Raw genomic sequence first — 21,047 nt, 5'->3', positions numbered from 1 at the left:
TTTGTTAACTTTTGGATTATTGAACTTTAACGGTCCAGCCAAAAGTATCTTCAGAAAGTTTGTTTTGAAGACTTGTTAGTTTTTCTTTTAAAAGAGAAGCATACGAATTCTCGATTGGAGTCATTTCGTAATATTGGTCCTGATATGAGAAACCTTTAATTACACTGATAACTGCAGCAGTTCCCGCTCCAAAGATTTCTTTTAGAGATCCGTTTTTAGCAGCTTCTACTAATTCTGAAACTATAACCGGACGAACTTCTACATTAAGACCTTCTTTTTTAGCCATTTCAATCAGACTTTTTCTGGTAATACCGTCCAAAATTCTTTCGCTAGTCGGCGCCGTCAATAATGTATCATTAATTCTGAAGAAAACGTTCATAGTTCCTGCTTCTTCCAGTTTGGTGTGCGTAGCATCATCAGTCCAGATAACCTGCTGGAACCCTTCTTTGTTGGCCAGATTGGTTGGGTAAAACTGAGCAGCGTAATTTCCTGCCGCTTTTGCAGCTCCGATTCCGCCATTTGCAGCTCTGCTGTAATGTTCAGCAATAATAACTTTTACTTCACCTCCATAATAGGCTTTTGCCGGAGAAAGTAAAATCATAAATTTATATTCATCCGAAGGATTTGCTATAACTCCGGGGCCGGTAGCAATCATAAAAGGACGAATGTACATACTTGCTCCGTCGCCTCTCTGAATCCAGTCTTTGTCTAGTTTCAGTAATTCATTTAAACCATCCATAAAAATAGATTCCGGGATTTCAGGCATTGCCATTCTCACTGCAGAATTATTAAAACGTTTGTGGTTTTCATCTGGTCTGAACAACCAAACATCGTTATTGTCATCTTTATAAGCTTTCATGCCTTCAAAAATAGCCTGTCCGTAGTGAAAGACTTTTGAAGATGGATCCATCAAAATTGGAGCGTATGGTTTAATGACAGGATTTTGCCATTGTCCGTTTTTAAAATCGCATTCGAATAAATGGTCTGTAAATACAGCACCAAAACTTAAGTTGTCAAAGTCAACTTCATTTATTTTAGTAGAAGTAGCTTTTATGATTTCAATTTTGCCTGTTTGAGTTGTACTCATAGTTATGTAAGTTTTTTGTGAGGTATGCAGTTCGAAACTATTGATACCGTGTAAAATATATTTTATTGTATGCAAAATTACGTAAAATTATGTAAAATGCTTAGCGAAAATTCATTATTTACCGTCTTTGATTGAGATTTATTTATCCTATAATAAACTGAATTATTTGATTGATTTTTATAAAGAATTTATGAAAAAAGTATGGTTTTTTAAGGCTTTACGCATTTGTTTTGATTAAATTTGAATGCCAAAACAGCTTTAAAATATGGAATTGGCTGTTGTAAAATTCTAAAATGTGAAAAGAGAAATAATTAAAACGTTAGATGGCTCAACCACAATTCGTTTGCCGGAATGGGACGAATGTTATCACTCCAAACATGGAGCCATTCAGGAGGCTAAACATGTATTTATTAAAAACGGACTTTCCTTATTTGATACTCCGGTTAGTGTTTTGGAAATCGGGTTTGGTACAGGTCTGAATGCTTTTATAACGTATCTCGAATCTGTTCGTAAAAATCAAATTATTGATTATGTTGGAGTAGAAGCTTATCCCGTGGATGCCGATGAGATTTTAGAGATGAATTATGCGGAAGAGCTGAATGCATTGGAATTTGAAAACATTTTCGCGAAAATGCATAAATCAAACTGGAATGAAAAAGTAGAAATTTGTGATCGCTTCTCGTTAACCAAAAGAAAACAATTTTTTCACGAAATAAACGATTTAGAAATTTTTGATTTGATTTATTTTGATGCCTTCGGATACAGAGTTCAGCCGGAGCTTTGGAGTACTGAAATATTTAAGAAAATGTACGATAGTTTAAAACCAAATGGAGTTCTTGTAACTTATGCAGCCCGCGGAGTTGTTAAAAGAAGCATGATCGAAGTTGGGTTTACCGTAGAAAAATTGGCTGGACCACCGGGAAAAAGAGAAATGTTTAGAGCCTTTAAAAAGGTTTAAATGAGTTATTTAGAACAATTCTATATTGATTTATTTGTTTTAAGAAAACGTATTCGCTGCTAAAGTTTATAAAAAAATAAGTTAAAAATAGACTTTATGTGGGTAATTTGTTTACTTTTGGTGCGAGTTTAAAAATATAGATAACCCCCGAAAATCTAATTTTATTATGTCAAAAATGATGTTTGATTACACGAAATCAATACTTGAAAGAGTAAGTTTCGATCCGGTACTTTTCTGCAAAGAGCTAGAAAAAGCTATCAAAACATTGCTTCCTTATGAGATGGAGCAATTACAAGAGTGGTTGATGAATTTTATAATTGAAAAACCAGAATTAAAACAAAGTCTACAACTAATTAAAGTATAGTGTAATAAAAAAGGAGCCATTTGGCTCCTTTTTTTATGCTTTCTTTTGTAGCGGACTAATGATCTGAACATTTTGAAAAACAATTGCGCCTTTTACAACGCCGGCAATTGTAGATCGAAGTGCATCGATAATCTGCATTTTTAATTCGCTTTTTGGATAAATCAAACTTACTTCGCGAGCGGGTTTAGGTTCTTTAAAGTTTCGGAGTTTCAGTTTGTCTGATTCTTTTAAATCTAATGTGTGCAGGTACGGAAGTAATGTCGTGCCTAGACCTTCATCTGCTAATTTGATCAGGGTTTCAAAACTGCCGCTTTGAATCTGGAAATTATTCTGGTCGGTGTCTGAAACATTTTTACACAAATTTAAAATTCCGTCCCTAAAACAATGCCCGTCCTGAAGCAACAGAATTTCATTTAGATTTAAATCAGAAACTTCAATTTCCTGTTTTTCAAAACTGGCATGATGCTCCGGAATATAAGCTACAAACGGCTCAAAATACAAAACGATTTCCTTTATTTTTTCATCTTCTAGAGGTGTTGCGGCAATAGCAGCGTCCAGGTGACCGTTCTTTAATTTGAGGATGATTTCCTCAGTATTCAATTCTTCAATTAGCAATTTTACTTTTGGATATTTCTTTATAAAATTATTTAGAAACATAGGAAGCAAAGTAGGCATAATGGTCGGAATAATTCCTAAACGGAATTCACCACCAATAAAACCTTTTTGCTGCTCCACAATATCCTTAATACGGTCGGCTTCGTTAACGATGTTTTTGGCCTGGTTGACTATTTTTTGTCCAATGTCTGTAAGCTGAATGGGTTTCTTGCTACGGTCGAAAATTAAGATATTTAATTCTTCCTCTATTTTTTGAATCTGCATACTTAAAGTAGGCTGGGTAACAAAACATTTTTCGGCTGCAAGAGTAAAATTTTTGTGTTCTGCAACTGCGAGAACATATTGTAATTGAGTTATCGTCATTTTGATAGTATTTTGTGATGCAAAAATAGGGAAATATAATTTTTTATTATACAATTTCTGGTGAAGTTGCTTTAATTTTGTAGTAAATTAGAGTAAAAAATAATAGTATGAAGACAAATATTTTAGGATTACCTGTAGAAGAATCAGAATTATTAGTAAAGGAATTAAATGTTTTATTATCGAACTTTCAGGTATATTACCAAAATCTAAGAGGAATTCACTGGAACATCCGCGGAAAGCGCTTTTTTGACTTACACGTCAAATTTGAAGAATTATATACAGATGCACAACTTAAGATAGATATGATAGCGGAAAGAGTGCTGACAATAGGAGGGACTCCTTTACATACATTTGAAGATTATATTCAAAACAACAAACTGGCTGTTGGGAAAAATATTTCTAATGACGAAAAAGCCGTTCAGTTAATCGTTCATTCGCTATCTGATTTATTAAAAATCGAAAGAGAAATATTAAACAAATCGGCCGAAATAAATGATGAAGGAACCAATTCTATGATGAGTGACTTCATTGCAGAGCAGGAAAAAACGATCTGGATGATGAATGCCTGGTTAGAAGAAACACTTTAAATTGTTGTTCTTTAAATATTTAGAAGCAGAATGTGATTAAAATTGCATTCTGCTTTATTATTATTGTTAAATTTCTATAAAAATCTCTTTGATTTTATTTGTTTAACGCTATTTTTGCCTTGATGAAATTTATTGCACGCATATTATTATTCATATTTATTGCCTTCTTATCGACCCCAACTATTGTTCAGGCGTTAAAGAAAGGTAACAGTGCGGCTGTATCTTTTAGTATTACAGAAGAAGAGGTACACAAAGAACTTAAAAATGTAGTGCATCCTTCTATTTTAGAACACGAGGTTTTATTACCGGTTTACATCGAGAAAAAAACAATCATTTCTGAAAATATTGTCAAACTTGATAATATCTCTCCGAGCATATTCGCTCCCCCACCTAATTTAGTATAATACTTCCGATTATCTTAATCTTAACCGCATCTCAGAAGAGATGGGGCAAATCTTTAATGAATAATTTTTTTAGTATTGTATTATGACAAAAAAAATCAATCTTTTTGCCAACCTTAAATCTGATTTTGCATCAGGTTTAGTGGTTTTCTTGGTGGCTCTTCCATTGTGTTTAGGTATTGCAATGGCTTCGGGAGCACCGTTATTTTCCGGAATTATTGCCGGTGTTGTGGGTGGTATCGTGGTAGGATATCTGAGCCAGTCACACATTAGTGTATCAGGTCCGGCTGCTGGTTTAACAGCCATTATTTTAACAGCTATTACCGATTTTGGAGCTTTTGATGTGTTTTTAATGTCTGTTTTTATTGCAGGAGTAATTCAATTAACATTAGGATTTTTAAAAGCCGGAAGTATATCAAACTATTTTCCAACAAATGTAATTGAAGGAATGCTGGCGGGTATTGGTATCATTATCATTTTAAAACAAATTCCACATGCTTTTGGCTATGATGCAGATTTTGAAGGAGATCAGGCATTTATACAAAATGACGGACGCAATACTTTTTCGTTTTTATTTGATATTTTAAATCATATTACTCCCGGGGCCGTCGTTATTTCTGCAGTTTCGTTAACAATCCTTCTGGCCTGGGATAAAGTTTCTTTTCTTAAAAGGATAAAATTAGTTCCGGGAGCTTTGGTAGCTGTAATGGCCGGGGTAATTTTAAACGAAATATTTATATCTACAGGAAGCGCGTTGGCAATTGCAAAAGAACATTTGGTTTCTTTGCCAGTTCCAAAATCTTTTGATGAATTTAAATCCATTATAATTACACCAAATTTTGCTGCTGTTTCAAATCCGCAGGTTTGGGTAGTTGGTGTTACAATTGCCATTGTTGCTTCTATTGAAACACTTTTATGTATTGAAGCTTCAGACAGAATGGATGTCCAAAAAAGATATACCAACACCAATGTAGAACTTAGAGCGCAGGGTTTCGGGAATATATTAAGCTCTCTTTTGGGCGGACTGCCTATGACCTCGGTAGTAGTGAGAACCTCTGCGAATAATAACGCTGGTGCAAAATCCAAAATGTCTGCTATTATTCACGGAGTGCTTTTACTGATAAGTGTATTGTCTATTCCAACAATTCTAAACAAGATTCCATTGGCAACATTGGCGACAGTTTTAATTTTGGTTGGATATAAATTAGCAAAACCAGCAACTTTTATGCATTTCTGGAAAAAGGGAAAATACCAGTTTGTTCCTTTTATTGCAACTTTGGTCTTTGTCGTTGCGACAGATTTGCTAAAAGGTGTTGCGTTGGGTATTGTGATCAGTATTATTTTTGTTCTGAGAGGAAACCTGAAAAGAGCGTATATCTTTAAGAAAGAGGAATACGAAGATGGTGATATCATTCATATCGATTTAGCACAGGAAGTTTCGTTCCTGAACAAAGCGGCAATTAAACAGACTCTGAGCGAAATTCCGGAAAATTCAAAAGTAATAATCAACGCTCATGATACAGAGTATATCGCGCATGATGTCCTGGATTTGATTCGTGAATTTAAAGAAACCCGTGCTGTTGATGAAAATATAAAAGTAAAGCTGAAAGGCTTTAAAAAAGCATACGAATTGGAAAATACGCCTGAGAATAACAATCATGTTACAATTGAACATTATTATGATGTTGCAAAAAGAGAAGTTGTTCAAAAAGAAGTTGTTAGAGAATAATAAATAAATTTTGGTGTTTTTGAAGAAGATGAAATGTCAAAATTTAGGTAACTTTACATCATGTTCCTTTTTTGATAAGTTTATAACTTATAAATTACCACAAAAAAAATAAAGAAATGAGAAAATTTTATGAGCAGTTATTAGAAAACAATAAAAAGTGGGTAGAAAATTCATTGGCGTTAGACCCTAATTATTTCGCTGATCTGGCAAAAGGCCAGTCGCCTCCTTTATTATGGATTGGATGTTCTGACAGCCGCGTTCCTGCTAACGAGATTGTGGGGGCAAAACCAGGCGAAGTTTTCGTTCATCGTAATATCGCAAATATGGTCGTGCATTCTGATATGAATATGCTGAGTGTTTTGGATTATGCTGTAAATGTACTAAAAATCAAACACGTAATTGTTTGCGGACATTATGGCTGCGGTGGGGTAAAAGCTGCAATGGGAAATCAGTCTGTTGGAATTATTGATAACTGGATTCGTCATATTAAAGATGAATATCGTTTACATGATAAATATTTAAATTCTATTGAAGATGAAACGGAGCGTTTTAATGCTTTTGTAGAAATCAATGCCAAAGAACAGGTTTACAATCTGGCTAAAACTTCTATTGTTCAGAATGCATGGAAAAATGGTCAGGATTTAATGCTTCACGGATGGGTTTACGGTTTAAATTCGGGATTTGTTACCGACTTAAATGTAAATATTGCTTCGAATGAAGAACTGGATGAAGTGTATCAGTTGAAATTTTAATAAGTAAATAAAAAAAATCGCCTTTGAAAGGCGATTTTTTTTTATTCGTTTTCGTCTAAGTTTTCATTAAAAGCAGACGGTAGCATTGTGGGTATAAACTTAATTAAGATAGGAAGTAGTAAGCTTCCTCCTGGCAATAAAAATATAGTCAGGGATGGAATGGTCTTACAAATATCCAAAAGTTGTTTTTTGACTTTCTTTTTTTCCTTCGCATCCAGATCTCTTGTGGTAGAATAAGCCAGTAAAACCATTAATTCCTTGCTCTGGACAATTTCCTTAATTAATCGGTTCTTATTTCTTATAATCAGTTTAACAACGCTATGCGTCATTTGATCATAGAAATGCTTAACCGGATTAGAATAATTAAAGTATGGAATCTTCTTTTTGTGTGTTGTAATAAAATCGTGGGTGGTGTCTATACTTTTTGTAACAAACGCATCTCCGGCGCCCATCATGGAACCTAATGAATAAAGAAAATAAGATTCTTCATTTTCTACAATACCATCACTCCACAAAGCCATTCCGGCCATGTCGATTAAATAATAATGTTCCAATTTATTTTTGAAATAATCGAGTTGTAAAGTTTCTAAAGTTTCAATAGTAACCTTTGAAAATTTAGAATAACGTATGGAAGCTTCAAAAAGTTTGATCAATAAATCATCATGCTGTGATTTTACTGTTTTTGTTTTCAGTGCCAAACCAACAATTCCTAAAACAGTTTCTTCAATGCGTTTTAAATATTTTTCTGGAATATGTCCATGTTCCAGATATTGTCTAAAAGCCAAAACATCAATAAATAACAATGCATTGGTTACCAAATGCGAAAAGTTTTTACTTATGATGCTGTCATTGGTCTGAACTCTTTGATCTATTATATTTTCGAGGGAATGAGAAGGTGTATCTTTTGGCAATAAAATTTTAAACAAATTAAATCCCTCCGGATTCATCTCTTTATAAAACTTTAAAACTTCTGAAATAAAATTTTTAGGTTCCGAATTTTTTTTCTCTAAACAAAAAACATGATAGAGGGTATTTAAAAGTGCTACCTTAGAAATTTCGGTTTTAAACCATCCTTTAATCTGAATTGGAACTGGCGAATCTATAGCAATAATATGACCGTAGATAAATCCTGTTTCTCTTACTTTATAGTAAAACGAGTCTACAGTTTCAAAAGGAATTGCTTCTGAAAACTTCTGTTCACTAAAAAACTTATCGATCCAGCCGTGTGCTGATGGATTAATCATGGACTTAATTTTGCTGTTGCAAAGCTATGTCTTTTTCTGGTTTTAGAATTCATTTTAAAATGAAATAACCACTAGATTTTGTTAAAATAGTGGTTATTACGATATAGTTATTTGATGATTCCGGCACAGGCAGCTCGTCCTCCTGCATTTCCCGTTGGCTGGGTTGTAAAATCATCTGTTCCCTGATGTACAATTAAACCTTTTCCTAAGATATCTTTATTAGTGTCTCCACATCCAATACACCATTCATCTGTTGTTAAAGTGATCGATCCGTTACCTTTTGCATCGGCAGTAAAGTTTCCAATATCTCCTTTATGATATTCTCCAACTCCCCATTTTCCATGTTTCTTAAAAGTCGGATTCCAGTGTCCGCCTGCAGAACTTCCGTCTGCCGCGCTGCAATCTGCTTTTTCATGAATATGAATTGCATGAACCCCTGGTGTTAAACCAGTCATTTTTGCTGTAAATGTTACTTTATCATTTTTTTCGGTAAAAGTAGCAGTTCCGGTAACTGTGCTATTGCTTTTTGGCTCCAGGGCAACAGTCAGAGTTTTGGCATCATTAGATTTTGTACTGGTCTTACAGCCAATAATTAAGGCAGTAATTATGGCGAAAGAAGCGATTATCTTTTTCATGTTTCAAGGCTTTTTAATTAATTATTAAGTAAATTTAACATAAAATAACGACTTGGATTAACTCTAAAAGTTAAAAAAAAGTCAAACTATTATCGGTAATTTAATTTTGATTGAGTTAAAAATAGAAAAATATTGCTTAAATTCGTAAAGGTTTTAACGAAAAATTTCTGAAATTACATTTATCTAACTAATTCAAAATTAATGATTAATGATATGACGGAACATATTCTTACCTTAATTTGCATTAACTTGACTGCACTACAAAAAATTACGTGATAAAACATTACAGGTGGAGGAAAACATAAAATTTTCTCTCTGGTGATATTGCCATGATCAGTTTTACTAAAAAATAATATTATGAAAACAATAGTACTTTGTATGCTGACATTTTTAAGTATTTCTAACTTTTCATTGTTGGCGCAGGAAAAAACGAAGAAAGAACTTAAACAGGAAAAAGAACTGCAAAAGCAAAAAGAAATTCAGGAACTTGTAGCTTCTCAAAATTTTATTTTTGAGGCACAAAAAGCAACACCGCAGGGCGGAAGATTAATTCATCTGGATTATAATACGTATTTCTTAAAATTTAATGCTGATAAAACAACCTGTGATATTCCATTTTTTGGACGTGCGTATAATGTTCCTTACAACGGAGATGGCGGAATAAAATTTGAAGGTAAACCACAGAATGTTAAAATCGAAAATAAATCTAAAAATATCAATGTAAGGGCAACTGTAAAGGGTATCAATGATTCTTATGACTTAATGTTCAGAATATTTTATAACGGTAGTGCAACACTTTCGGTAAATAGCAACAGTAGAGGGCCAATTAGTTATGATGGAATAATTAGTGCTCCCAAACCTGCAGAAAATAAATAAAAACTATTTTTTTTAATTGGTTCCAAACTCTTCTTTCGTATGGTAAAAAAGATTTTTTGGTTAAGAAATAAGAAGTGTCCTTTTTTTCTGTTTTTCCTTTTCAAGATTTTCACCATTCATAGTCAGGATCTGGAACCGCGTGTGTATGCAAACGTACCCAAAGACTTAAATGTTATTGCTGCCGGTTATGGTTTTATAGATGGAAATGTGTTGACAGAGCCATCATTGCCTATTAAGGATTTCAAAATTCAGAGTCATAATTTGGTAGGAAGTTATATCAGGACTTTTGCTATAGCAGATAAATTAGCCCGTATTCAAATAGTAATTCCTTATGCTTTTATGGATGGGGCAGCAACTATAAACGATGGTTCTGTACTTGAAGGTTCCAGACAGGGTTTTGCAGACATGAAAATTCGTTTTGGAATTAATTTACTCGGTTCGCCAGCACTTGCGCGAAAAGATTTTATCAGTTTTGAACAAAAAACGATATTAGGAGTAAGTCTGGTTACTTCTATTCCGACAGGAAAATATTATGACGACAAAAGAATCAATATAGGAAATAATCGCTGGGCTTTTAAACCCGAGATCGGAGTTTCGCATCGTTTTGCACACTTCTACGCAGAAATGTATGGCGGCATTTGGTTTTATACCGATAATAAAAATTTTATGGGTAAAAAATTAGAGCAGAAGCAAACCTATAGCCTGCAAATGCATGGTAATTATTATTTTAAAAATAATATGTGGTTTGGTCTTAACACCAATTGGTTTTTTGGTGGTGAGACTATAACAGATGGCATTGCCGATGATAGTGCGATAGACAACTGGCGGGTAGGAGCAACCTTTTCTACACCAATTGCAAAAGGGCAGTCGCTTAGATTTCAATACCATATTGGCGCATACACAAACAATGGCTTAAATTATTATGCGTTGACAGCATCTTATCAGTATTCTTTTTTTTAGTTAAATCTTAATCCCAGGATTTAAAAATTATAGAAAATGCAAACCAATTATAAACCCTATTAAAAATTTAAGATTATGAAAAAATTACTTCTTGTTTTCGTGATTTCAATTACTGTTTTTTCTGGTTACGGGCAATCTTCTTATAAAGAAGACCTTGAAGTGGTGCAGCGTATTTATGGCAAATCTAAGGCAGATGTTGTCAAACAATATATGAACTTGTCTGATGTCCAGACAGCTGCATTCTCTAAAGTATACGATAGTTATGAAGCAGAAAGAAAGGCACTCGGTCAATCAAAATTTCAACTAATTAACGATTACGCTGCAAACTACGAAACACTTACAGATGCCAAAGCAGATGAACTGGCAAAAGGCACATTAAAAAATCACATGGCGTATGAGAAACTTTACTCGAAGACTTACAATCAGGCAAAAAAAGCAATAGGCGCTATAAATGCAGCTAAATTTATTCAGTTAGAGGTTTATTTGCAGACGATTATTCGAAGTGAGATTCTGGAATCAATTCCTTTTATTGGAGAACTCGATAAGTCCAAAGTAATGTAAAAATAATTTACTAAATAAAAACGGAAGCTATTTTAAATAACTTCCGTTTTTTTATATTTTTTATTTGGCAGTTTTAACTTCATAGATAGCGTTTACCATTCCGTTTCTTGTACTATCCAAAGTAAGTTCCCAAAACATAATTCCTCCTAGTTTTTTTGACTTTACATATTCTGTTTTTTCCTTGATAGATCTGATATCGTCAGAGGTTGCAAAACTTTTTGTTTTCGCGTTGTACCAATATGGTGCTTTGGCTTTATCATCCCAAAAATACTTCCATCCATTTGCCTCTGTATAGGTTTTGGCATAATCTTTAAAATTAACACCTTCAACATGTTTACCTGCCTGATAAAGACCATTATTGATGTTTTCAACGTTGATCCATGTTCGGGTATAAAAAGCACCTCCAATGATTAATTTTTCTGCAGGAACTCCTTGTTTCAGCAAAAATTCAACTGCACGGTTTGTCGATTCTTCATTTGGGGTAGTGCTATACAAAGGGGTATGATGACCTGTAACCTGAGAATATCCGTTTACCAAGTCATAGCTCATAATATTTATACGGTTTACCAGCGGTGTAACGGCATTCCAATCTATAGATTCATCCAAATATTTTTGAAAACCTCCGGCCGCAAAACTCAGTTCATATTTTTTGCCTAAGGTTGATCGTAAACTCTTTAATAATTCTGTAAAATTCGATTTGTCTGCGGGCTGAAATAAATGTCCGGGAAGACCTTCAATTGCCGGATATTCCCAATCTAAATCTAAACCGTCTACCTTAAAGTAGTCACTGACTTCTTTTACAGATTTAGCAAATTTTACTCTTCCTTCTGCCGTAGAAAATGCCTGAGAACAAGGCTCGCATCCGCCCCAGCCACCAAGCGATAATACAATTTTAAGCCGTGGATTTTTAGCTTTCAGACTTACTAAATGTTTTATAGTAATTGAATCTTTAGCCGAATCAACACTTAGTTTTCCATCTTTCAAATGGCAAAAACTAAATATAATCTGATCTAATTTGTTAATCTCATATTCATCTATAAGTTTAGAATCTCCGGTATAATAGGCAATGATGTCCGGTTTTTTGTTTTTTTGAGAAAATGTAATACCCATACCAAACAGTAAAAGTAATGCAGATAAAATAATTTGTTTCATTGTGTGTCTTAGTTTTTAGAGCCCTAAATATATAACATTTACTGCGTAATCTCTTTTTAATTTAATAGCAAATTTATATTGTTTATAAAAGAGTAAAAATTGAGAAGTAAATATTTGTTAATAATATTAATAATTTTGCATAAATTTACTAAGTAATTGATAATGAGGATTTAATTAGTCTGAAATATAGAATTTATAATCGCAGGAAGGTAAGGGATTATTCCAATTTTAAAAAGGCGTTATTATCACATCAATGGTTCATACAACAAGTTCTGAATTCAAATTTTCATCATTGAAAATAAGAGAGGGGAAAAGCTCACTTTTTTGTAAACATTTTTTGGAGTAGGAAAATAATTTCCTCTAATTTTTAATAGGTCGTCTATTCTCCGATGACAGCGAAAATAAATCTCAAAGAGAGAAATTATCTAATCCTTAAATATATAACCATATGAAAGATTTTCCCGAAAACAAAAGTAAACAGATCTTCGAAACCATCCTGCAGTTAGGAATCGTCTTCCTTATATTAGGATTTTGTTTTAAACTTTTATTGCCTTTTTTAATGCCAATACTGTGGGCAGTCATTTTGGCAATTGTATTGTATCCCATATTCAATTTTTTGCAGAAAAAATTAAAAGGGCGAAAAAGCCTGACTTCATTTCTTATTACGACCCTTCTTTTACTACTAATAATTTTACCCACTGTAGTATTTTTTGACTCCGTTACTTCAACAGTTACAGAGCTTAAAAACGGAATTGAAAACGGAACGCTAAAAGTCTCACCACCCGGTGCAAATATCAGGGAATGGCCGATTATTGGAGAAAAAGCATATAATTTTCTCTATGCATTATCAGTCGATCTTGAAAATGGTATGCTCCAGTACAAAGAACAGCTCCTGGATATTTCAAAATTATTATTAGCAAAAGCAGTTAGCTCAGGAGCCGCTTTTCTACAAATTATTTTGTCGGTTATCATTGCCGGAGTACTGCTGGTTTCTACAAGCGGGCAAGCATTGGCGATCAAATTTGTCAAAAGAATCTCAGGCAGTTACGGAGACGAGTTTTTAACCATTTCTATTTCAACCGTACATCAGGTCGTAAAAGGTGTTTTAGGCGTCGCTGTCATTCAGACTATCATCCAGGCAATTGGCCTTTTTGGTGCCAATATTCCCTTTGCCGGAGTATTAACCATATTATGTCTCATGTTATCCATTATCCAGATTGGACCAATCCTGATTAATCTCGGAGTAATCGCTTATCTTTTTTCGTTAGATGATACCTCTTCCGCCATTATATGGTCAATATTTTTTATCCTCAGCGGACTTTCAGATAATGTCTTAAAGCCTTTATTATTAGGAAAAGGTGCCATGGTTCCCATGCTCGTCATTTTTCTTGGAGTAATTGGAGGTTTTATGATGTCGGGATTTATAGGCCTGTTCGTTGGACCAATTATTTTTTCTATCGGATATAAATTGTTCGTGGCCTGGCTCGACGATAAACCAGAACATATTATTGTGCAAGAAGATTTGTAGACTATTTTGGGCGTGCCACCATCCTAAAAAAGGGCAAATTTTGTTTGCGCATATACGCCCTTTTTCAGGATGCTGTCAGGCTATCCGCGCTACTTCGGTAGCCAGCTCCTATCCTTCACGCGGTCAGTAATAAAATTGACCTTCTAAGGATATTAAGTTCATTTCCGACATCATCGAACCTAATAAATAGGGGTAAAAAAAATAAACCCGTGCAGTTTCGGACTTGCACGGGTTTAAACAAATTAAAAGCTAAAAACTATTGTTATATTAGAAGCAGTATGAATTTTCTGCAACTAATTTTTCTGCGATTTTTTCTCTCAATGCCACTACATTTGGCAGGTTAGTGTATTTTGTAAAACGTTTTAATCCCATTAACATCATACGCTGTTCATCACCTTCAGAGAAAGAAGCAATACCTTCTTTTCCTCTTAAGTTTACAATATCTACTGCTTTGTACAAATATAATTTTGCCATTGCAATCTGCTCCTGAACTTTATCTTCACCTTGAGATTTTGCTAATTTTTCAGTTCGCAGAATTGTACTTTCAGCCATGTAGATTTCGATTAAAATATCAGAGGCAGCCATTAATAACTGTTGATGAGAATCTAAATCCGGTCCGTATTTTTGAACAGCGCTTCCGGCAACCATTAAAAAAACTTTCTTAAGATTAGCGACAATTCCTTTTTCTTCTGCAAATAATTCAGAGAAATCCGGAGTATCAAAAGATGGAATTCCCATTAATTCTTCTTGCACTTTCATAGCTGGTCCAAGTAAATCAACGTGACCTTTCATAGCCTTTTTAATCAGCATTCCCACAGAAAGCATTCTGTTAATTTCGTTTGTACCTTCGTAAATACGTGCGATACGTGCGTCTCTCCATGCACTTTCCATTGGAGTGTCTTCAGAGAATCCCATTCCGCCAAAAATCTGAATACCTTCATCAGAACAGTTTTGAACGTCCTCAGAAACCGCAACTTTCAGAATTGAACATTCTATCGCGTATTCTTCCACACCTTTCAATTCAGCTTCCTGATGAGAAGTTCCTTCTGCTTCACGGGCAGCAATTCTGTCTTCGATATCTTTTGCAGCACGGTAAGAAGCACTTTCTCCAGCGTAAGCACTTGTAGCCATTTCAGCCAATTTAGAACGGATAGCTCCAAATGAAGAAATAGAAGTATTAAACTGAATTCTTTCATTTGCATATTTTACAGCTCCAGAAGTAACTCTTCTTTGAGCATCCAAACAAGCAGCTGCCAGTTTAATACGCCCAACATTAAGTGCATTCATTGCGATTTTAAAACCGTTTCCTCTTTCAGACAGCATGTTTTCAACTGGAACTTTGGTCTCGTTAAAGAAAACCTGACGCGTAGAAGAAGCACGGATTCCTAATTTATGCTCTTCTTCATTCATAGAAATTCCGTTTGACGGATCGTTTTCTACGATGAAACCTGTAATATTTTTATCATCTCCAATTCTGGCAAAAACGATGAAAACGCTGCAGAAACCTGCATTCGAAATCCACATTTTCTGACCAGTAATTAAGTAATGCGTTCCGTCTTCAGATAAAACCGCTTTTGTTTTTCCAGAGTTGGCATCAGATCCTGCGCCCGGCTCCGTTAAACAATAAGCACCAAACCATTCTCCCGAAGCCAATTTCGGAACGTATTTTTTCTTTTGTTCTTCAGATCCGTAAAGTGTAATTGGCATAGTTCCAATTCCGGTATGAGCACCAAAAGCAGTAGAGAACGAACCCGTTGCTCCCGAAATATAGTCGCAAACCAACATGGTAGAAACAAATCCCATTCCTAATCCGCCGTATTCTTCCGGAACCGCAACTCCCAGGAGTCCAAGTTCGCCCGCTTTACGCATAGAAGCTTCTGTGTATGCGTAATCTTTCTTTTCAAAACGATCTTTATGCGCCCATAATTCTTTATCAACGAACTCTTTTACAGAGTCACGCATCATTAACTGCTCTTCTGAGAAATCTTCTGGAGTAAAGATGTCCTCGCATTTTGTTTCTTTTACTAGGAATTGACCTCCTCTTGTTTTGTCGCTCATGACTTTTTTGTTTTTTAGATTTGAAAGATGAAAGAAGCAAGAAGAAAGATTTTAACCTAACTTATTGATGAAGCCCGTAGTCATCTTTTGAAATTCAATTATTTTGTTTTCTAATTTTTCTGTTTTTTCTTTAGTTAAATAGTTGTTTTGACAAGCTATTAACAATTGTGTCTGTAATTCAAATGATGAGCCTAAACTGATATTCAAATAATGCTGAAAATGTTTATTTCCTCTGTTTGAACCTTCAGCAATATTAGAAGGCATCGAGACAGAACATCTATTCATTTGATTCACCAGACTGTAAGTTTCAGATTTTGGAAAATTGGCTGTTAGTTTATAGATATCATTTGTAATTTCCATCGCTAAAATCCAAATCTTCAAATTCTTAAAATTGTGTTTCATGTTTTTGAGGCAAGATAAGAAGAAAAATTAAAAGTAAGTTTTTTACTACTTTATTCAATTTTCTTTTTAGACTGTTTTTCATTACAACAGAAAGTCTTTCGTCTTGCTTCTGTCCTCTTTAAAAAAAACTACAACACCTCATAAATCCCCGCAGAACCTTGTCCAGTTCCCACACACATAGAAACAATTCCGTATTTATTACCACGACGTTTCATCTCATCAAATAACTGAACGGAAAGTTTAGCTCCTGTACAGCCCAGCGGATGTCCTAATGCAATCGCGCCACCGTTTACGTTTACGATATCAGGATTTAATCCTAACTCACGAATTACAGCTAAAGACTGAGAAGCAAAAGCTTCGTTTAATTCCACTAAGTCAATATCTTTCAATTCTAATCCTGCTTGTTTCAACGCTTTCGGAATTGCTTTTACCGGACCGATACCCATAATTCTTGGTTCAACCCCGGAAGAAGCAAAGTTTACTAATCTTGCGATTGGCTCAAGGTTTAATTCTTTTACCATTTCTTCGCTCATGATTAAAACGAATGCAGCACCGTCACTCATTTGAGATGAGTTTCCGGCAGTTACACTTCCGTCAGCAGCAAAAACCGGTTTTAATCCAGCTAAAGCTTCTTTAGAAGTTCCGGCTCTTGGTCCTTCATCTTTATTTACAACGTATGATTTTGCTTCTTTTTTACCATTTTCATTAATGAAAGTCTGATCTACAGTAATCGGAACGATTTGTTTGTCAAATTTTCCTTCTGCCTGCGCTTTCAAAGCTTTCATATGCGAGTTGTAAGCAAACTCATCCTGATCTTCTCTTGAGATTTTATATTGATTGGCAACTGCTTCTGCTGTTAATCCCATCCCCCAATAATAATCTTCGTGACCTGCAGCGGCAACTTTATAATCCGGAGTTGGTTTGTAACCTCCCATCGGAATAAAACTCATGCTTTCTGCACCACCTGCAATGATACAATCTGCCATTCCAGACTGGATTTTTGCTGTTGCCATTCCGATTGTTTCCAATCCGGAAGCGCAGTAACGGTTTACGGTAACTCCGGGAACGTCTTCTACTTTTAATCCCATAAGAGAAATTAAACGTCCAACGTTAAGACCTTGTTCTGCTTCCGGCATGGCATTTCCTACCATAACGTCGTCAATGCGTTTTTTGTCAAAATCAGGCAGTTCATCCATCATAAACTGAATGGTTTCTGCAGCTAATTCATCAGGTCTTTTAAATCTAAAAACCCCTTTTGGTGCTTTTCCTACCGCTGTACGGTAAGCTTTAACTATATAGGCTGTTTTATTCATCGCTTTTGTTTTTTATGTTATCAAGTTCAAATCGAACTCTGTCTTGGTCAATAAGTTGTTTTAGTTCTTCTTCTTTAGGTAAATACAAAACATATTTTGAAGCAAAAAGGTTGTTTTTATCATTCAAAACAGAATATTTTACAATAGTTTCGTCTTTTTCGGTACATAACAATAGCCCGATGGTTGGATTATCATCATCTGACTTTTTCAAATCATCATACATTCTGACATACATGTCGATTTGTCCAATGTCCTGATGGGAAAGCTCAGTTGTTTTTAAATCAATAATTACAAAACATTTTAGGATGTAATTGTAAAAAACCAAATCAATAAAAAAATCAGAAGTATCGGTGACGATATGCTGTTGTCTAGCTACAAAAGCAAAGCCCTTTCCAAATTCTAATAAAAACTTCTGAATATGTTCCAGAATTGAAGACTCAATTTTATTTTCAGTATTTTTTACATTGTTTTCTAAACCTAGAAACTCAAAAATATAAGGGTCTTTAATGATATTCTGAATTTTTATTTTTGCTGAAACCTCATTTTCTGGCTTTAGAATCCTGTCAAAACTTAAAGTATTAATTTGTCTTTGTAAAGTTCTGCTGTTCCAATTTCCTGTAATACTTTCATTTAAATAATACATTCTTTTTTCTTCAGAATCAATTCGTGATAATAACCGATAATGTGTCCAGCTCAATTCTTGACGCACTGCGTCAAGAATTGGAAAAGCCAAATAAAAATTTCTCATATTGGTTAGGTTTGTATAATCAAAACCTTTTCCAAATTCGAAAGTCAGTTCTTTTGATAAATTTTTTAAAGTCGATTTGCCGTAAATTGCTTTGGTATTTCCGTTTTGTTCGTCTTCAATAATTAACCTTCCAATATTCCAGTACGTATCTAATAAAACTGAATTTACCATTCGATAAACCCGTTGTCGAGACTGAATGATAATTTCTTTTACTGATAGCAATAAATTTGGATTCTGAACTTCCATGATTAATTTCTCAAAGGTTTTCCTTTAGTTAACATATATTGAATACGTTCTAACGTTTTTCTTTCTGTACAAAGAGATAAAAACGCTTCACGTTCGATATCCAGTAAATATTGCTCAGAGACTAAAGTCGCTTCAGATAAATCTCCACCCGCCATTACGTAAGCCAGTTTGTTGGCAATTTTCTTGTCGTGTTCAGAAATGTATTTTCCAGCCTCCATTTGATCTGTTCCAACTAAGAACATACCTAAAGCTTGTTTTCCTAAAACTTTAATATCAGTTCTTCTGATCGGTTGTGTGTAACCGGCTTCTGCCATTAACAATGCATGTTTTTTAGCTTCAGCAATCTGACGGTCTTTGTTTACTATGATAATATCTTTACCGTGCTGTAATAATCCGGTATCAAAAGCTTCATAACCAGAAGTTGAAACTTTAGCCATAGCGATCGTTAAGAAATACTCCTGAAGAACATTCAGCTCCACATCATTTTTGCGGAATAAATCAGACGCTCTTAAAGTCAGTTCCTTAGAACCACCACCACCTGGAATTACACCAACACCAAATTCAACTAATCCCATATAAGTTTCAGCTGCTGCAACTACTTTATCAGCGTGTAAGCTCATTTCGCATCCACCGCCAAAAGTCATTCCGTGAGGCGCAACAACAACTGGAATTGAAGAATAACGAACGCGCATCATCGTGTCCTGGAACAATTTGATTGCCATATTCAATTCATCATATTCCTGCTCAACGGCCATCATAAAAATCATTCCGATATTAGCACCAACAGAGAAATTCGCTGCCTGATTTCCAATAACCAAACCTTGGTGTTCTTTTTCAGCTAAATCAATTGCTTTATTGATAGCCTGAAGAACATCACCACCAATCGTATTCATTTTAGACTGGAATTCTAAGTTTAAAATTCCGTCTCCTAAATCTTGTATAATTGCTCCGCTGTTGCTCCAGATTTTTTTGCTTTCGCGAATATTGTTCAGGATAATAAATGAATCCTGACCCGGAACTTTAGTCTGAGATTTTGATGGAATATCATAGAAATACGTTGCACCTTCTTTTATCGTGTAGAAACTTTCGCTTCCGGAAGCCAACATTTCATTTACCCATTCAGCTGGCTCTAAACCTTCGGCTTTCATGATTTCTATTCCTTTGGCAACACCAATAGCATCCCAGATTTCGAATGGACCATTTTCCCATCCAAAACCAGCTTTCATGGCATCGTCAATTTTGTATAATTCGTCTGAGATTTCAGGAATTCTGTTTGAAACGTAAGCAAACATTCCGGCAAAACTTTTTCTGTAAAATTCTCCCGCTTTGTCTGTTCCTTTTACTAAAACTTTAAAACGATTAATTGGTTTATCGATAGTTTTAGTCAATTCCAACGTTGCAAAATTTGCTTTTTTTGCAGCGCGGTACTCCAATGTATCTAAGTCTAAAGAAAGAATATCTTTGTCTACTTTTTTATAAAACCCCTGACCGGTTTTAGAACCTAACCAATTATTTTCCATCATTTTAGTGATGAAATCAGGAAGTTTGAATAATTCATGTTGTTCATCGTTAGGACAATTTTCGTAAATACCGTTAGCAACGTGTACTAAAGTATCCAATCCAACAACGTCGACGGTACGGAAGGTAGCCGATTTTGGACGGCCAATTACCGGTCCTGTTAATTTATCTACTTCTTCAATCGTTAATCCCATTTCTTTTACTAAATGAAATAAACTCTGAATACCGTAAATACCAATTCTGTTTCCTATAAACGCCGGAGTATCTTTGGCAACAACCGAAGTTTTTCCTAAGAATTTAGATCCGTAATCGGTTAAGAAATCCAGTACTTCTTTTGAAGTTTTTGGACCTGGAATAATTTCGAATAATTTTAAGTAACGCGCAGGGTTAAAAAAGTGAGTTCCGCAGAAGTGCTGTTGAAAATCTTCGCTTCTTCCTTCACTCATAAAATGAATCGGAATACCAGAAGTATTAGAAGTAACCAAAGTTCCCGGTTTGCGGAATTTGTCAATTTGCTCGAATACCAATTTCTTAATATCCAGACGTTCCACCACAACTTCAATAATCCAGTCCACATTGGCAATTTTTGCCATATCATCTGTCGTATTTCCAGTCGTAATTCGGCTTGCAAATTTCTGACTGTAAATAGGAGAGGGTTTCGATTTTAATGAGTTCGCCAAATGGTCATTTACAACACGGTTGCGAACGGCTTTGCTTTCAAGAGTTAATCCTTTTTTAGCTTCAGCTTCTGTTAACTCGCGGGGCACGATGTCAAGCAGTAAAACTTCAACACCAATATTGGCAAAATGACTAGCTATACCCGAACCCATAATTCCGGATCCGATTACAGCAACTTTTTTAATTGTGCGTTTCATATTTGTTGATTTTCTTTTTTATTTGTCAAATATGTTATCGCCTTTTTTAATTGGTATTTGTTTACACAATTTTTT

20 protein-coding genes are annotated in these 21,047 nt (G+C 34.7%); 10 read left to right on the top strand and 10 right to left on the bottom strand.

Annotated elements, in window-relative coordinates; genetic code table 11:
- Positions 1-16: 16 nt before the first annotated feature.
- Positions 17-1,087: a branched-chain amino acid aminotransferase gene (locus ABEB31_RS02340; RefSeq protein WP_347049734.1), complete on the bottom strand. Its 1,071-nt coding sequence runs from the start codon at positions 1,085-1,087 to the stop codon at positions 17-19.
- 295 nt (positions 1,088-1,382) lie between these two features.
- Here ABEB31_RS02340 and mnmC2 point away from each other — a divergent pair, with 295 nt between their 5' ends.
- Both mnmC2 and ABEB31_RS02330 read left to right on the top strand, forming a co-directional pair.
- The gene (gene mnmC2 / locus ABEB31_RS02335) at positions 1,383-2,045 is read left to right on the top strand and encodes a tRNA (5-methylaminomethyl-2-thiouridine)(34)-methyltransferase MnmC2 (protein WP_347049733.1); all 663 of its coding nucleotides are present in this window, start codon (positions 1,383-1,385) and stop codon (positions 2,043-2,045) included.
- A gap of 166 nt (positions 2,046-2,211) precedes the next feature.
- A complete protein-coding gene (locus ABEB31_RS02330) occupies positions 2,212-2,409 on the top strand; it encodes a hypothetical protein (protein WP_347049732.1) in 198 nt (65 codons plus the stop codon).
- Positions 2,410-2,442: 33 nt separating this feature from the next.
- On the opposite strand, the gene ABEB31_RS02325 is transcribed toward ABEB31_RS02330, so the two are convergent.
- Positions 2,443-3,387, bottom strand: a complete 945-nt coding sequence (locus tag ABEB31_RS02325) for a LysR substrate-binding domain-containing protein (protein ID WP_347049731.1) — start codon at positions 3,385-3,387, stop codon at positions 2,443-2,445.
- A 107-nt stretch (positions 3,388-3,494) separates the two neighbouring features.
- Here ABEB31_RS02325 and ABEB31_RS02320 point away from each other — a divergent pair, with 107 nt between their 5' ends.
- The 4 genes from ABEB31_RS02320 to can all read left to right on the top strand — a co-directional run bounded on the left by ABEB31_RS02320 (position 3,495) and on the right by can (position 6,856).
- On the top strand, positions 3,495-3,974 hold the full coding sequence (locus ABEB31_RS02320) for a Dps family protein (protein WP_347049730.1): 480 nt from the start codon (positions 3,495-3,497) through the stop codon (positions 3,972-3,974).
- A 98-nt stretch (positions 3,975-4,072) separates the two neighbouring features.
- Positions 4,073-4,378 (top strand): hypothetical protein, encoded by a 306-nt coding sequence (locus ABEB31_RS02315; RefSeq protein ID WP_347049729.1) that lies wholly within the window; start codon positions 4,073-4,075, stop codon positions 4,376-4,378.
- An 82-nt stretch (positions 4,379-4,460) separates the two neighbouring features.
- Entirely contained in the window at positions 4,461-6,104 is a 1,644-nt protein-coding gene (locus ABEB31_RS02310) for a SulP family inorganic anion transporter (RefSeq protein WP_347049728.1), read from the top strand.
- Positions 6,105-6,220: 116 nt separating this feature from the next.
- Positions 6,221-6,856 carry a carbonate dehydratase gene (gene can, locus ABEB31_RS02305; RefSeq protein ID WP_057120879.1) on the top strand — a complete coding sequence of 212 codons (636 nt, stop codon included), beginning with the start codon at positions 6,221-6,223 and terminating at the stop codon, positions 6,854-6,856.
- Between the two features lie 41 nt (positions 6,857-6,897).
- On the opposite strand, the gene ABEB31_RS02300 is transcribed toward can, so the two are convergent.
- Together ABEB31_RS02300 and ABEB31_RS02295 are read right to left on the bottom strand one after the other, a co-directional pair.
- A complete protein-coding gene (locus ABEB31_RS02300; RefSeq protein WP_347049727.1) occupies positions 6,898-8,100 on the bottom strand; it encodes an LETM1-related biofilm-associated protein in 1,203 nt (400 codons plus the stop codon).
- Between the two features lie 107 nt (positions 8,101-8,207).
- Positions 8,208-8,735, bottom strand: a complete 528-nt coding sequence (locus tag ABEB31_RS02295; RefSeq protein WP_347049726.1) for a superoxide dismutase family protein — start codon at positions 8,733-8,735, stop codon at positions 8,208-8,210.
- Positions 8,736-9,092: 357 nt separating this feature from the next.
- Here ABEB31_RS02295 and ABEB31_RS02290 point away from each other — a divergent pair, with 357 nt between their 5' ends.
- The 3 genes from ABEB31_RS02290 to ABEB31_RS02280 all read left to right on the top strand — a co-directional run bounded on the left by ABEB31_RS02290 (position 9,093) and on the right by ABEB31_RS02280 (position 11,132).
- Entirely contained in the window at positions 9,093-9,611 is a 519-nt protein-coding gene (locus ABEB31_RS02290) for a DUF4251 domain-containing protein (RefSeq protein WP_347049725.1), read from the top strand.
- 39 nt (positions 9,612-9,650) lie between these two features.
- Entirely contained in the window at positions 9,651-10,571 is a 921-nt protein-coding gene (locus tag ABEB31_RS02285) for a transporter (protein WP_347049724.1), read from the top strand.
- A gap of 75 nt (positions 10,572-10,646) precedes the next feature.
- The gene (locus ABEB31_RS02280; protein WP_347049723.1) at positions 10,647-11,132 is read left to right on the top strand and encodes a hypothetical protein; all 486 of its coding nucleotides are present in this window, start codon (positions 10,647-10,649) and stop codon (positions 11,130-11,132) included.
- 60 nt (positions 11,133-11,192) lie between these two features.
- On the opposite strand, the gene ABEB31_RS02275 is transcribed toward ABEB31_RS02280, so the two are convergent.
- A complete protein-coding gene (locus ABEB31_RS02275) occupies positions 11,193-12,284 on the bottom strand; it encodes a glycoside hydrolase family 18 protein (RefSeq protein WP_347049722.1) in 1,092 nt (363 codons plus the stop codon).
- A gap of 448 nt (positions 12,285-12,732) precedes the next feature.
- On the opposite strand from ABEB31_RS02275, the gene ABEB31_RS02270 reads away from it, so the two are divergent.
- Complete coding sequence (locus ABEB31_RS02270; protein WP_347049721.1) at positions 12,733-13,812, top strand: AI-2E family transporter; 1,080 nt, start codon at positions 12,733-12,735, stop codon at positions 13,810-13,812.
- Between the two features lie 267 nt (positions 13,813-14,079).
- Here the strand turns inward: ABEB31_RS02270 and ABEB31_RS02265 are convergent, their stop codons facing one another.
- The 5 genes from ABEB31_RS02265 to ABEB31_RS02245 form a co-directional block, all read right to left on the bottom strand.
- Positions 14,080-15,870: an acyl-CoA dehydrogenase family protein gene (locus ABEB31_RS02265; RefSeq protein ID WP_347049720.1), complete on the bottom strand. Its 1,791-nt coding sequence runs from the start codon at positions 15,868-15,870 to the stop codon at positions 14,080-14,082.
- Positions 15,871-15,921: 51 nt separating this feature from the next.
- The gene (locus ABEB31_RS02260) at positions 15,922-16,272 is read right to left on the bottom strand and encodes a four helix bundle protein (protein ID WP_347049719.1); all 351 of its coding nucleotides are present in this window, start codon (positions 16,270-16,272) and stop codon (positions 15,922-15,924) included.
- A 128-nt stretch (positions 16,273-16,400) separates the two neighbouring features.
- Complete coding sequence (locus tag ABEB31_RS02255) at positions 16,401-17,585, bottom strand: acetyl-CoA C-acyltransferase (protein ID WP_347049718.1); 1,185 nt, start codon at positions 17,583-17,585, stop codon at positions 16,401-16,403.
- Positions 17,578-18,579: a PDDEXK nuclease domain-containing protein gene (locus ABEB31_RS02250; protein ID WP_347049717.1), complete on the bottom strand. Its 1,002-nt coding sequence runs from the start codon at positions 18,577-18,579 to the stop codon at positions 17,578-17,580. Before ABEB31_RS02250 ends, ABEB31_RS02255 begins: the two co-directional genes overlap by 8 nt.
- A gap of 2 nt (positions 18,580-18,581) precedes the next feature.
- Complete coding sequence (locus ABEB31_RS02245) at positions 18,582-20,972, bottom strand: 3-hydroxyacyl-CoA dehydrogenase/enoyl-CoA hydratase family protein (protein ID WP_347049716.1); 2,391 nt, start codon at positions 20,970-20,972, stop codon at positions 18,582-18,584.
- Between the last annotated feature and the right edge of the window lie 75 nt (positions 20,973-21,047).

It is taken from the genome of Flavobacterium olei (genome assembly GCF_039749035.1).
In the GTDB taxonomy this organism is placed as follows: Bacteria; Bacteroidota; Bacteroidia; order Flavobacteriales; family Flavobacteriaceae; genus Flavobacterium; species Flavobacterium olei.
This window is presented reverse-complemented; position numbering and strand designations above follow the sequence as displayed.